This is a genomic window from Saccharothrix algeriensis, assembly GCF_016907655.1.
GTDB lineage: Bacteria > Actinomycetota > Actinomycetes > Mycobacteriales > Pseudonocardiaceae > Actinosynnema > Actinosynnema algeriense.
In genome coordinates this window covers 6,745,480-6,758,538 of record NZ_JAFBCL010000001.1, presented here as the reverse complement: position 1 = coordinate 6,758,538, position 13,059 = coordinate 6,745,480, and the positions used below count along the sequence as shown (strand labels likewise).

Below are 13,059 nucleotides of genomic sequence, written 5' to 3'. Positions count from 1 at the left end.
GCGGCCGGTGCTCCCCGGCCGCAGGTTACACGTGTAACCAGACCGGTACGCTAGCGCCGGGTTCCGGTGCGGCACAAGGGGCGGGATGGCGGAGCAGACCGGTCGGCGGCAGGTGACCAGCGCCGACGTCGCGCGCGCGGCCGGGGTGTCGCGCGCGACGGTGAGCTTCGTGCTCAACGGCACGCCGAACAAGTCGCTGACCGAGGCGACCCGCGAGCGCGTGCGGCAGGCGGCCGAGCGGCTGGGCTACGCGCCGTCGGCGGCGGCCCGGGACCTGCGCCGGGGCCGCAGCGACGTCGTGCTGATGCTGGAGCCGGACTGGCCGCTGAGCCTGGCCCGCGCCGAGCTGGCCCGCGAGCTGTCGGTCGGGCTGGCCGCGGCGGGCCTGGTCCTGCTCACCCACCGCCTCGACGACGGCGGGACCTCGATCGCGCACCTGCGCCGGGCGCTGGACGCGGCGGCGGTCATCCGGTTCCGGTCCGCCCGACCGCCGGTCCCGTTCTCCCCCAACGCCGTGGAGCTGGACGTGCACCTGTTCGGCGAGGGGCCGCTGCACTTCTCGCAGGACCGCGTCGGCGGGATCCAGGCGGAGCACCTGCTCGGGCGCGGCCACACCCGGCTGGGGTACGCGCTGCCGCCCGGGCCGACCGGGGCCGAGCTGGCCCGCGGGCGGGCGGAGGGCGTGCGGCGGACCTGCGCCGGGCACGGCCGCGACGCCCCGGTGGCGCTCGTGGTCGAGCCGGCCGCGCCGGGGGCGGCGGTGCGGGCCTTCCTCGACGCCGGCGTGACGGCGGTGTGCGCGTTCAACGACGACGTCGCCATGGCGCTGCTGGCGGGCCTGCGCGGGCTGGGGCGCCGGGCGCCCGGGCACCTGGCGGTCGTCGGCGTGGACGACAACCCGCCGTCGGCGTTCACCGACCCGCCGCTGACGACGGTGCGGTTCGACGGCCCCCGCACCGCCCGCGTGCTGACCGGCGTGACGGTGGACGCGCTGGCCGGCCGCGCCGTCGGGCCGACCGAGCTGCTGTTCGCCGAGCTGGTCGTCCGGGAGTCGGCCTGACCACCCCGGGCCGAGCCGACCCACCCGATCCGAACCGCCCGATCCGACCACCGCCCGATCCGACCACCGCCCGATCCGACCCGAACCGGCCGACCACCGTCCGCGCCGGACGTCCGAGGTGGACCTCCCCGGTGGCCGTCCCCGGTGGGCGGTCAGGAGACCTCGGCGCTGCCCTCGCGGTAGACCTTCGCCCACGCGATGCGCCCGTCGCGCACCCGGTAGAAGCCCGCGATGAAGAAGGTCCGCTCCTCCTCGCCCGCGGTCAGCGTCTCGACCAGGCGGCAGGCCACCCGGTCGCCCACCGCCAGCAGGTCCTGCACCACCAGCGTGGGCGACAGCTCCCGCAGGGCGCCCTCGAACAGCGCGGTCAGCTCCGCGCGCCCGCGCGCCAGGTCGGTGCCGGTGATCCACACGGCGTCGTCGGTGAAGCCCGCCAGCAGGGCGTCGAGGTCGCGGGCGTTGAAGGCGTCGAAGTGCCCGCGCACCACGGCGCCGGCATCAGCTCGGAGCACGACCGGGAGTCTGTCAGCAGCGCACCGCCCGGCGCACCCGCATTACGCCGCCGCCCCCGCGACGCGCCTGGTGTGACGTCGGCCCGCGCCCCCGCCGCGCGGTGGACCGCGCGTGACCTGCTCAATAGGATGACGACGGCAAGTCCGCGGGTCCGGCGGGACGGTGTCGCGGCAGGCGCGCCGTCGGTCCGCGGAGTGGACGAGGGCTCCGGGAAGAAGTGGTGATCGCGCAAAGTCTCCGGGAACGCCCGGTCGAGGACCTGGACCGGGGTGACCACGTGTGCCTGGCGTTCGCCGACGACGCCGAGCAGCGCCGGGTGGTCTCCGCGTACCTGTCGGCCGGGCTGTCGCGGGGGGAGCGGGTGCTCTACTTCGCCGACCAGCAGCGGCCCAGCACGGTGCTCCGCTGGCTGCGGTCGGCCGGGGTGGACCCGGGACCGGCGCTGACCCGGGGGCAGCTGCGGGTGGTCACCGCCGACGACAGCTACCTGGCCGCGGGCGGGTTCGACGCCGCGACGATGGTCGAGACCCTCGAGCGGGAGGTCGACGCCAGCCTCGCGGCCGGCTACACCGGGTTCCGCGTCAGCGGCGAGATGGGCTGGGGCCTGCGCGACATCCCGGGCGCCGACCAGCTGGCCGCGTACGAGACCGCCGTCAACGCGGTGTTCGAGAGCAGGCCGGCCTCGGCGATCTGCCAGTACGACGCCCGCCTGTTCTCCCCCGCCGAGCTGCGGGTGTTCGACCGCTGCCACCCCGGCGCGGTGGAGCTGGAGCCGGTCTACCGCCACGGGCTGCTGCGCATCGTCCCCGCCTTCCGGGACGGCGAACGCGCGCTGCGGGTCGTCGGGACCGTCGACCTGCGCACCACCGGCGCGCTGGTCGACGCGCTGGAGGCGGCGCTGCGGTGGCCCGGCGACGTGGTGGTGGACATGGGCGCCCTGGAGTTCATCGACCTGGCCGGCCTGCGCGCCCTGGCGCACGCCGCGCGGCGGCTGCCGGCGGGGCGGCGGCTGCGGGTGGTGGACCTGGCTCCGCCGCTGTGCCACGTGATCGGCCTGGCGGGCTTCGACCGGCACCCCGCCCTGGTCGTCACCCCTCGGGGGGCCGGCGCGTGACGGGCACCCCCGGTCTGGTCCACCAGGGCCTGGTCTACGGCTCCGACGAGGACTTCCTGGCCGCGACCGTGCCGTTCTGCCTGGAGGGCCTGGACCGCGGTGACGAGGTCCTGGCCATCACCCGGCCGGGCAACCTCGACCTGCTGCGCCAGGCGCTGGGCGACGCCGCCGGCGAGGTGGGGTTCACGGCGGCCGAGGAGTGGTACCGGACCCCCGGGCGGACGCTGGCCGCCTACCACCGCCGCGTCGACGGGCACACCGCCCCCGGCCGCCGGGTGCGGGTGATCGGCGAGCCGGTCTGGCACGGCCGCGACGAGCTGGAGACCGCCGAGTGGATCCGCTACGAGGCGGCGATCAACGTGGCGTTCGCCGGCAGCGCGGCCTGGATCGTCTGCCCCTACGACAGCCGCGCGCTGCCCGCCCCGGTCGTCGCGGGCGCCCGGCGGACCCACCCGCAGCTGGTGACCGGCGCGGGCGTCGAGCGCAGCCGGGACTACGCGCACCCCCACGACGGGACCTGGGAGCGGCGGCCGACCCCGGTCCGCGCCGAGGGGGAGGCGACCATGGGCTTCGACGCCGACCTCACCGCCGTGCGCTCCTTCGTCGCCGCCACCGCCGCGGCGCTGGGCGCCTCCCCCGGCCGGGTGGACCACCTGGTCTTCGCCGTCAACGAGGTGGCCGCCAACGCCGTCCAGCACGGCGGTGGCCGCGGGGAGGTCTCCCTCTGGCGCGCCGGGGCCAGGGTCGTCTGCGACGTCAGGGACCGGGGCCGCGGCGGCGCGGGCTGGTTCACCGGCTACCTGCCGCCGGACCCGGCGCAGCCGCGCGGGCACGGCCTGTGGGCCGTCCGCCAGCTGTGCGACCTGCTGGAGGTGCACGCCGGCGGCCCCGGCACGACCGTGCGCCTGCACCTGGGCGTCGACTGACCGCCGCCCCGGGTCTCACGCCACCATGGGCAGGAACTGGTCGTAGAAGCGGGTCTTGAGGTTCAGGACCTCGGTCTCCACGCGTTTGAACGTCTCCCACGCCGCCTCGGAGTCCGCCAGCTGCGCCAAGCGCACGCCCAGCTGGTCGGAGTGGGTCAGCGACAGCACCGACGCGTCGGCCAGCGGGCTGGTCTTGGCGTCGTGCTCGTAGTGCGGGTAGTAGAACAGCGACCGGTTCTCGCCGCCGACCACGAGCCGCCGCTGGATCCGCGGCCACATCCGGCCGTACTCGGCGGAGACCAGCACCTCGCCCCAGAAGCGCAGGATCGTCACCAGCCCCAGGTTCGCGTTCGGCGCCGCGCCCGCGTCCAGGATGAGCGACCACGTGTCCTTGTTGGTCCTCTCGGTCGCCTCCGTCGGCCGGGAGGCGACGAACCGCTCCCAGGGCACCCCGAGCGCCAGGAGGTCGTTCTTCATGTCCTCGCGGTGCGACGGCGTCAGGGCGTCGCCCTTGTCCCGCGGGTACTCCTCGCGGATGATCACGCGGGCGATCTCCACCGCCTCCTCGTCGGTGAGCAGGTCGATGGCCAGGTCGTAGGCGCTGGTGAACGCGTGGGACAGGAAGCGCCGCTGGAGCAGGACGGCGTGGAAGTCCCGCTCGGGCAGGTCGTCGACCGCGGCCAGGACCGGGTGCTCCCGGAACCGCTCGACCAGCGCGTCCTCGAACTCGTCCAGCTCTTTCACTGCGAACTCCTCACCTCTGGGTGGCTCCGATGCCGCGCTGCCAGTCGCCCGGGTCGATGTCGCGCCCGATCTCCCACAGGGTGTCCAGCTCCCGCTGGATCTGCCGGCCGAGGCGGGTGTCCGCACCGTCGATCTCGAACTGCGGCGAGTCGATCGCCAGCTGGCCGTGCAGGAACATGCTCACGAGGTAGCGCTCGTCCGCCCGGTACACCGACACGGCGGGCAGCGAGTTGTACAGCCGCACCTTCAGCCGGCCCCGCCGGCGCTCGTCCAGGTCCCGGTGGATCGAGTGCAGGATCCGCAGGCACCGCAGGATCCCGTCCCGCACGGGTTCGGCGACCGGGTCGACACCCCGCTCCCGCAGCGCCCGGTCCCGGATGTCGGTGACCCGCGATTTGGGGTGCAGCAGCAGGATGCGGACCTCGGCGCGCCGCTTGAGGGCCTGTTCCAGGTCGGCGCGCAGCAGTTCCAGGTTGGGGATCCAGGTGTTCAGGACGGTCACCCGCTTGGCCTGGTCGACGTAGCGGCCGAACAGCTCGTCGTCGAACTTCCGGTGCACCTTGACCAGGCCGGCGTAGTGCTCCTCGCGCAGCGCCGCGGCGATGCCCTTGATGTCCAGCCCCGCCAGGGAGTCCTGGATCCGGTCCAGCGCCTGGAAGCGCTCCACCTCCAGCAGCAGGACGACGGTGACGGTGCTCAGGACCAGCAGCGTGATCTTGGGGATGACCCCGCCGGGGGCCAACCGGTCGAGCCACCCCACCGCGTCCGCGACCAGGACGGCGATGCCGAGGACGGCCATCACGACCAGTGCCGAGCGCTCCGCGCGGCGGCGTAACCTGCCCGGCATCCGTTCCCCGTCCCGATTGCGGCCGATGTGCGCGCCATTGTGGCACGGCGGACCCCGCGCGCGGTCCGCCGAAATGTTTATTCGCGCCTATCCGGAATCGAGGTCCGCTCGTGTCGGGGCTTTCCGCAGAAGGGCGCCGAGCGAAATCCGGATTGTCCCGGCAGTGGGCGCTCCGGTGCTTTCCGCCCGTGCGCGCCGCGGGCAGCCCGGGGTCGGGTGCGCGACCGGCAGCGGCGGCTCGCCGGGCGTGGTCGGCGACGTGTCCCCCGCCCGGATCGGGGGTAGTCCCGCGGCGACCGGACGCCGACAGCGGAGGCCCAGATGCAACCCTTCCCGTTCACCCCGTGGACGTGGCGCGACCCGACCTGGACGACCGACCGGGACCGGGGCGCCGACCCCTCCACCGACCCCGCCGACGCGGCGGCCGACCGCACCGACACCGGGCTGGTCGGCTACCACGTGGAAGCCACCGACGGCGGCATCGGCAAGGTGGACCGGGCCGCCGCCGAGGTCCCCGCCGACTGCCTGGTGGTCGACACCGGGCCGTGGATCTTCGGCCAGAAGGTGGTCCTGCCCGTCGGCACCGTCGAGCGGGTGGACCACCGGGAGCGCACGATCCACGTCGACCGCACCAAGGAGCAGATCAGGAACGCGCCGGGCTACGACCCGGGCGGCGCCGACCACGAGTCCTACCGCCACCTGGTCGGCGACTACTACACCGAGAGCTACCGGCTGGTCCCGCCGATGCTGTGAGCGGTCGGTCCGCGCTCGCGCCGGTCGTCAGGCGAGGGGCGCGCGTGCCGGGTGCGCCCCGCGGGCGAGGCCGGCCCGGCGCCGGTACCAGGCGGTGAACAGGACGACGGCCAGCGCCAGCTCGGCGACGTCGCCGCCGTAGTACATCAGCAGGGCCGCGGCGCGCAGCCCTCCGGCGTCCCCGGCCGAGGTGAAGGTGTCGGCGTAGAGGAGCTTGGCGAGGACGGCGTGCGCCCCGGCGGCCAGGACGAACGCCACCATGCGCGTGCCCAGGCCGGGGCGGCGGGGCGCGGGGTCGGGCCCGGCGACGGCCCAGGTGAACAGGTACCCGGCGGCCAGGTAGTGCAGGTGCAGCAGCGGCTGCGCCCCGGCGACCCGGTGCAGCGGCGTCAGCATGACCGCGTACAGGCCGCCGACGTTGAGCAGGGCCGCGGTCAGGGGGTGCCCGAGCACGTGCACCGGCCGCGACCGCAGCACCCGGCCGATGCCCCGCCGCACCGGGGCGCCGGCGATGCGGAGCACGAGGGTCACCGGCGCGCCCAGCACGAGCCCGAGCGGGGCCACCATGCCCAGCAGCAGGTGCCGCGCCATGTGCGCGCGGGGGTCGTGGTCCGCCAGCGCGGGCGACAGGGCCACCGCCGCGACGGCGCAGCCGAGCAGCCAGGCGGCGGTGCGCCACCGGCTCCAGCCGCGCGCGCCGGCCGAGGCGTGCAGGGCCGCCGCGAGGTAGCCCAGGGCCACCGCCGCCACCACCAGCACCTGGGGACCCGCCTGCAGCCACGCGTCCGCCCCGTCGGGCGTCGGGTGGTGCCCGGCGGCGGGCACCGGCTCGACCGCCGCCCGGGTCACCGCGCGACCGCGCGCCGGGTCGCGCGCCGGACCAGCACCGCCCCGGCGAGCAGGAGCAGCGCGCCGCCGATGTTCCACGCCAGGTCGTAGGGCAGCACGTCGACCCCGTAGCGGACCTGGTGCACGCGGAGGACCTTGTGGTCGACCAAGCCGTCGAACAGCTGGAACGCCCCCGCCCCGAGCAGGAACCCGCCCCACGCCGCGAGCGGCGCCAGCGCGTCCCGCCGCCGCAGGTCGGCGAACCAGAAGAAGCCGCCGACCAGCGCCAGCAGCTCAGCCGCGTGCAGCAACCCGTCCGACAGCAGGCCCACCGCCGGGGTGGACAGGTCGTAGAAGTGGTGCCAGCCCAGGATCTGGTGGAACACCACCTCGTCGACCGCCGCCATCACCGCGACGCCGATCACGGCGGCGGCCGCCACCGACGGCCGCGCACTTCCTCGCCGTGCAGGCGATGCCGCCACCCCGTCCCCCTCGTGTGGACGATCTGCTCGCGAACCACCCGACTACCCCCGGCGCGCGGCGGCAAACCCGCGCCGGGCGCCCCTGCCCGGCGGCGCGATCCGGGGAGGACGTCGCTCAGCGGGGCAGCCGCGCGACCGTGCCGAAGAACCCGCCGATCCGGCGAACGGCGTCCTGGAACGCGTCGGCGGCCAGCGGTTTGGCGACGTAGGCGTTGGCCCGGCCGGTGTAACCGGCCACGACGTCCGCCTCGGCCGCCGACGAGGTCAGCACCACCACCGGGATGCTGCGCAGGTCCTCGTCCGCCTTGACCCGCGCCAGCACCTCCCGGCCGTCCACCACGGGCAGGTTGAGGTCCAGCAGGACCAGGCCGGGCCGAGGCGCGTCGGCGAACGGGGCGGCGTGCAGCAGGAACGCCATCGCCTCCTCGCCGTCGCGCACGGTGTGCAGCCGGATCTCGCTGCCGGACAGGGCTTCGGCGACCAGCAGCGCGTCACCGGGGTCGTCCTCCACCAGCAACACGTCCAGCGCCGGGCTCGGCGCACCGGGCACGGACCCGCCCGCGGAGGAGGACATGCTCACACGCGTGACCGTACCGGCAGGTCGGCTCCGCGGGGGCACGTCCCGCGAACACCCGTGAGGACAGATCGGAACCCGGACGGGCGAATTCGCGGTTTCGCCGCGCGCACCGCGGGGCGTGTCGTGGCGCTGCGCGTCCTGAAAGGACACACCGCGGTGGGACGCGACAACGCCGGGAGGGGGCGACGACGCACTTGCCCGCCTTCGTCTCCCTGGCGTCGCCGACCGGTGTCGCGAACCGTCACCACGACACCGCGCCCAAGGGCCTGATCGGGTGGTCGGACAACCGCATCGGCAGGTCCGCGCGGGGTAGCCCGTTCCCGAGGAGGACGACATGAGCGAACAGCGAACGCAGGAGCACGGTGGCCGCACACGTCCGGTGCGGCCCGGCGAGCTGACCGAGATGACCGTGGCGGAACTGCGGCACAAGGCTTCCGAGCTGGGCGTCCGCGGCGCCCACGCCATGCGCAAGGACGAGTTGGTCGAGGCGGTCGCGGAGGCGATGGGCGGGCGGGGCGCGCCCCGCCCGCGCGGCGAGGGCGAAGCCGGCGGCGGGATGCGCACCGGCAAGGGCACCTCCAAGAGCCTGAAGTACTCCCAGGAGGTCGCCTCCCCCGACGACGAGCCCGAGCGCACCGGCCGCAGCCTCGTCACCACCAGCCACGACGTCATCCGCCAGTGGGCGGGCCAGCGCAACGCCGCACCCGCGACCGTCGACGGCACCGAGCACGGCGACCACCTCGGCGTCCTGCGCCTGGACTTCCCCGGCCACCGCGGCGACACCCTGCGGCACGTCGAGTGGGACGAGTGGTTCGCCACCTTCGACCAGCGCCGGCTGAACTTCATCTACCAGGAACAGCGCTCCGACGGCTCCCCAGCAACTTCTTCCGCCTGGAAAGCCCGGACCGCGAGGACGGCTGACCGACTTCCCGCAATTCCGCGCAACCGACACTCCCCGCACCCCCGCACCCTGACGCCCTGGGCGGCACACCCCGTGCAGACCGGTCGCCTCGTGTTCTCCCCGTATGACCTGCCCGGAGGGCTACCATGCTTTTCCTGGGGGTGCAAGCACGCTTTTCGCTTGCACCCCCAGGAAAAGCATGGTCGTCTTTGACAGGTCATACGGGGGGAACACGACCGCTGTTTCTTTTCATTCTCCTTGGCGGCCTGCCTGTCCGGCGAGGACTCTTTTAATCTTTTCAGCTTCGAGCACTACCGCACCAATGAGATCCGCACCGCACCAAATCTTACCCGGATCCGTGCGCGACACGAGTATGAAGAGCGGCCGAGAGGCCCCCAAGGAGGAGGAAAAGAAAAAGCGGTCGTGTTCTCCTCCCCGCACGGCCTGCCGAAGGCAATCAGATTTGTCGGGGGCTGTCAAGCGAAAAGCGTGCTTGACAGCCCCCGACAAATCTGATTGGGCTGCGCCCAGGCCGTACGGGGAGGAGAACACGAGGCAACCGGTATGCGCGCCGGGTTCGGCGCTGATTGCCGGCGCAGGCGCGGGTTCCGCGGTCGTCGGTTCCGGTGAGGTTGCTGCCGGTGGTCGGCGAAAGTGGATCCGGCTGTCCGGCGCGCGTGCCCGCGTCGGCGCGCGCCCCTGCCGCTACCGACCGGGGTGCCGGTGGCCGGTTTCGATGAAGACTTCGCCGACTTCCACTCGGCGCGGTTCGACGCGGCGCGGCGTACCGCGTTCGCGCTGTGCGGCGTCGGCGCCGGCAGTTCGGCGCCGTGCCGGCGGACGGGACCGTGCTGCAGGTCTACGACGGCCGGCTTCAGGTGCGGTAGGCGCGCAGGATGGTCTGCTCGACCCGGTTGCCCGCGGCGTCCTCCGCCGAAGCCCTCAGCGACACGAACCCGCCCGCCGGCGGGTTCGCCACCAGGGCCGTCCCCGAGTCCCCGGCCCGCACGAACGCCGGTTTCACCCAGGTCGCACCGTCGTCGAACGACACCCGCAGGTCGAATTCCCGGGTCGCGCCGACGGACGAGCCCGGCTGGCGCTGGACCGTGAACGGGACGGCGAAGGGCCGGCCCGCCGGGGCGCGCTGGTGGACGTCCAGCGGCGGCGTGAAGCGGATCGCGGACAGCGGCAGGTTCCGCTCGACGCCCCCGTCGACGTGCCCGGAGCGGAACGTCCACTGCGCGGTGATCGACTTGGACACGATGTCCTGGTCGGGCATGTCGCGGGTGGCGGTGAACCGGTACGTGGCCGCACCGGGCGGGACGTCGACGTGCAGTTGCGTGCCACGCGCGTTGCGGGCCACCACGACGCCGTCGCGGGTCAGGGTGGCGGTGGAGGTGGGGATGTACTGCAGGCCGGTGTGCGTGCGGCTGTCGGTCGCCAGGGACGGCACGAGGGACAGCCGGTCGCCCTTGCGCGACATGGCGACCTGCGGTCCATCCCACGTGCCGGGCGGGTAGGCGCGGAAAGCCGGGCCCAGGACGCCCAGGTGCCACACCTCCTTCGTGGTGCGGCCGGGGGTCATCGCGGTGAAGGGCTCGCGGCTGTGGTGCCCGGCTCCGGCGCCGGTCTCGGTCCGCAGGGTCTTGTCGTACTGCACGTCGCCCGACGCCGCGTAGTGCTCGGTGCGCGTGAAGGGCAGGTCGAACTCGCCCCGGAAGCCCAACCAGGCCGAGTGCACGTCCCGCGAGGTCTTGTAGCCGGTGTAGACCGAGGCGCGCTCGCCCGGCGTGGTGGCCGCGTACCGCGCCTCGGTCACCGCGAGGTCCTCGGCGGTGAACGTCCGGTCGAAGCCGTCGAAGAACGCGCCCGGGCGCGAGTACCAGCCGAGGTTGTAGGCGTAGGGCGAGTTGCGCGTCGTGCCGTCCTCGTTCCTCCTGAGGAAGCCCGCCCCGGCGTTGCCGGTGACCGCGCCGTCGGGGTCGTCGGGGCCGACCTGCCCGGCCAGCAGCCGGTCGAAGGTCGTCCCGAGCAGGGTGTCGCCGAGGTACCACTCCCCGCTCTTCACCCGGTAGTTGAACCCGATCTGCGCGATGGTCTGGGCCGAGTCGGGCCGGGGCGGGGTGACGGAGAGGGGTTTGGACGTCCGGACGTCGACGGTGACGCTCCGGTCGCGGTCCATGATGACGCGCGGGGCGACGAGCATGCTCTCGGTGCCGGTCGGCCAGGTGCCGCCGTACATCAACGTGTCGAACGCGTACCGGCCCTCCGGCAGCCGGAGGGTGGCGACGCCGCCGGGGTGGCGGACCGGCCGGCCGCCCGAACCGTCGTCCTGGGACACGAAGTAGGTGGAGGCGTTCTCCGTCGGGTTGCCGTCCCACCCGATCGTCCTGATGGTCAGCGTGTGCATCCGCGGTTCGAGGCGCACGGCCAGGGGCGTGCGCAGGCTGACGCCGGCCGCGGTCGCCGAGAGCACTCCCCCGAGGTCGGCGCCGACCGGGGCGGCGACCGCCGGGTCCATCGTCACGGTGGCGGTGGCCGTGCCCCCGGCGGGCACGGTGACCACCGGGCGGTCGACGGTCAGGAACCCGGCCGGGAGCGGTCGGCCGGCGCTGTCGAGCGCGTCCAGCCGCAGGTCCAGGCTCAGCGGCGCGGGGCCGTCGTTGCGGTAGGTCACCGCCCGGCGGACTGCGGTGTCGTGCGGGAAGCGCTGCAGGCCGAAGGAGACCGCGGCCGGTTCGGCGACGACCTCCTGGCCGATCGCGCGCCCCGCGTCGAGCCGCCCGGCGCCGGTGGCGAACCAGTTCCGCGCCGACGCGCCGGCCGAGCCGACGAGCGCCTGCTTGATCCGGGCGGGGCTCCAGTCGGGGTGCCGCTGCGCCAGCAGCGCGGCGGCGCCCGCCACGTGCGGCGCCGCCATCGACGTGCCGCTGTGCTCGGCGTAGTCCCCGGCCCCGGCCGACCCGGCGGCGCGCGCCGCGACGATCCGGACGCCCGGCGCGCCGATCTCGGGCTTCACCGCGAGCTCCTCGGGCAGCGTGCCGCGGTTGCCGAACGGCGCGGGCTCGTCCGCGTCGTCCACCGCGCCGACCGCCAGGGCGCTCGGGGCGGTCGCGGGCGAGCCGGTGACGTCCGACTCGTTGCCGGCGGCCACCACGAACAGCGTGCCGGGGTGCGCCTCGACGGCGGCCTCCAGCGGGTCGAGGTGGGGGCTCGGGGCGCCGCCGAGGCTCATGTTGACGACCTCAACGCCCCTCGCGGCCATCCAGTCCACCGCCTGCAGGACGGCCGACTCCTGGCAGGTGCCGTTGCGCTTGCAGACCTTCGCGACGTAGAGCCGGGCGTCCGGGGCGACGCCGGTGTGCCTGCCGCCCTGCGCGGCCCCGGTGCCGACCGCGATCGACGCGACGTGCGTGCCGTGGCCGTTGTGGTCCACGTCGTCGGCCTCGGGCGTGAAGTCGACCCGCTCGACGACCTTGCCCGCGAGGTCGGGGTGGGTGTCGTCGACCCCGCTGTCGATGATCCCGACGGCGACCCCGGCGCCGCGGTAGCCCGCCGCCCAGGCCGCGGGCGCGCCGACCCGCGGGACGCTGACGTCGAGCGAGACCTTCACCGTGCCGTCGAGCCAGACCTTCTCGACACCGGGGCGCAGCGCCCGGCCGCCGTCGGTGACCAGGCTGCGCCAGGAGGACACCGCGGTCTCGCCGTCCTGCCGCACCGCGACGGCGCGGGCGGCCGGCGACACCGCGGTCACGACCAGGCCCGTCCCGTCGAGGGCGGCGCGCGCCGCCGTCGCGCCCTCCGGGTGGGTCAGCAGCAGCGGGAGGTCCGGCCGCCGGTCGTAGCCGTCCGCGACGAGCGCGGTCACGTCGAACAGGCGGGGGTCGAGCCTGCCCTCGGCGAGCAGCGGCAGCGCGTCCGTCGGGATGACGTGGCGGTGGCCGTCGACCTCGCGCACCAGGAACCGCGCCCCGGGTCGGGACCGGGAGGCGTCGACCGACACCCGGCGGCCGTCCCCGGAGACCAGGACCCGGTCCCCGGTCACGAGCCGGACCGCGCGGACCGACGCGTCCGGGGCCGGCTCCGCCGCCGGGGCGGCCCGGGCGGGGGCGCCGGCGGGCAGCGCCACCACCGACGACACCACCACCGACAGCGCGGGAAGCAGGGGGAACAAGCGGCGAGCCATACCCGGTCTCTCCGTTCGCGGTGCGCAGGGCGTTCCGACGCGGGGGCACGGGCCCGGGGTCGTGCGGCGGAACGTCCCGGCGCCCTCGGGAGGACGACCCTGCCACAGCCGCCCGCGCGACCGCGAGG

At 74.8% G+C, this 13,059-nt stretch carries 12 protein-coding genes; 5 read left to right on the top strand and 7 right to left on the bottom strand.

The window, feature by feature from the left end; genetic code table 11:
- Positions 1-85 precede the first annotated feature (85 nt).
- The gene (locus tag JOE68_RS30120; RefSeq protein ID WP_204845746.1) at positions 86-1,060 is read left to right on the top strand and encodes a LacI family DNA-binding transcriptional regulator; all 975 of its coding nucleotides are present in this window, start codon (positions 86-88) and stop codon (positions 1,058-1,060) included.
- Positions 1,061-1,212: 152 nt separating this feature from the next.
- Here JOE68_RS30120 and JOE68_RS30115 read toward each other — a convergent pair whose 3' ends face one another.
- A complete protein-coding gene (locus JOE68_RS30115) occupies positions 1,213-1,572 on the bottom strand; it encodes a nuclear transport factor 2 family protein (RefSeq protein ID WP_307819989.1) in 360 nt (119 codons plus the stop codon).
- A gap of 221 nt (positions 1,573-1,793) precedes the next feature.
- On the opposite strand from JOE68_RS30115, the gene JOE68_RS30110 reads away from it, so the two are divergent.
- Both JOE68_RS30110 and JOE68_RS30105 read left to right on the top strand, forming a co-directional pair.
- Positions 1,794-2,687: an MEDS and STAS domain-containing protein gene (locus tag JOE68_RS30110; protein WP_204845745.1), complete on the top strand. Its 894-nt coding sequence runs from the start codon at positions 1,794-1,796 to the stop codon at positions 2,685-2,687.
- On the top strand, positions 2,684-3,613 hold the full coding sequence (locus JOE68_RS30105; RefSeq protein WP_204845744.1) for an anti-sigma factor RsbA family regulatory protein: 930 nt from the start codon (positions 2,684-2,686) through the stop codon (positions 3,611-3,613). The genes JOE68_RS30110 and JOE68_RS30105 overlap by 4 nt, the downstream gene beginning before the upstream one ends.
- A 15-nt stretch (positions 3,614-3,628) precedes the next feature.
- On the opposite strand, the gene JOE68_RS30100 is transcribed toward JOE68_RS30105, so the two are convergent.
- Positions 3,629-4,357 carry a hypothetical protein gene (locus tag JOE68_RS30100; protein ID WP_204845743.1) on the bottom strand — a complete coding sequence of 243 codons (729 nt, stop codon included), beginning with the start codon at positions 4,355-4,357 and terminating at the stop codon, positions 3,629-3,631.
- Between the two features lie 10 nt (positions 4,358-4,367).
- A complete protein-coding gene (locus tag JOE68_RS30095) occupies positions 4,368-5,204 on the bottom strand; it encodes a hypothetical protein (protein WP_204845742.1) in 837 nt (278 codons plus the stop codon).
- A 321-nt stretch (positions 5,205-5,525) separates the two neighbouring features.
- On the opposite strand from JOE68_RS30095, the gene JOE68_RS30090 reads away from it, so the two are divergent.
- Positions 5,526-5,957, top strand: coding sequence for an HU family DNA-binding protein (locus JOE68_RS30090; protein ID WP_204845741.1), 432 nt, complete (start codon positions 5,526-5,528; stop codon positions 5,955-5,957).
- Positions 5,958-5,984: 27 nt separating this feature from the next.
- Here JOE68_RS30090 and JOE68_RS30085 read toward each other — a convergent pair whose 3' ends face one another.
- From JOE68_RS30085 to JOE68_RS30075, 3 genes are all read right to left on the bottom strand, one after another.
- Complete coding sequence (locus JOE68_RS30085; protein ID WP_204845740.1) at positions 5,985-6,806, bottom strand: cytochrome c oxidase assembly protein; 822 nt, start codon at positions 6,804-6,806, stop codon at positions 5,985-5,987.
- Positions 6,803-7,225, bottom strand: a complete 423-nt coding sequence (locus JOE68_RS30080) for a DUF2243 domain-containing protein (RefSeq protein WP_307819988.1) — start codon at positions 7,223-7,225, stop codon at positions 6,803-6,805. The genes JOE68_RS30085 and JOE68_RS30080 overlap by 4 nt, the downstream gene beginning before the upstream one ends.
- A 157-nt stretch (positions 7,226-7,382) precedes the next feature.
- A complete protein-coding gene (locus JOE68_RS30075; RefSeq protein WP_204846363.1) occupies positions 7,383-7,841 on the bottom strand; it encodes a response regulator in 459 nt (152 codons plus the stop codon).
- Between the two features lie 337 nt (positions 7,842-8,178).
- Between JOE68_RS30075 and JOE68_RS30070 the strand changes: the two genes are divergently transcribed.
- The gene (locus tag JOE68_RS30070) at positions 8,179-8,958 is read left to right on the top strand and encodes a Rho termination factor N-terminal domain-containing protein (RefSeq protein ID WP_204845739.1); all 780 of its coding nucleotides are present in this window, start codon (positions 8,179-8,181) and stop codon (positions 8,956-8,958) included.
- A 661-nt stretch (positions 8,959-9,619) separates the two neighbouring features.
- On the opposite strand, the gene JOE68_RS30065 is transcribed toward JOE68_RS30070, so the two are convergent.
- The gene (locus JOE68_RS30065; RefSeq protein WP_204845738.1) at positions 9,620-12,919 is read right to left on the bottom strand and encodes a S8 family peptidase; all 3,300 of its coding nucleotides are present in this window, start codon (positions 12,917-12,919) and stop codon (positions 9,620-9,622) included.
- Positions 12,920-13,059 lie beyond the last annotated feature (140 nt).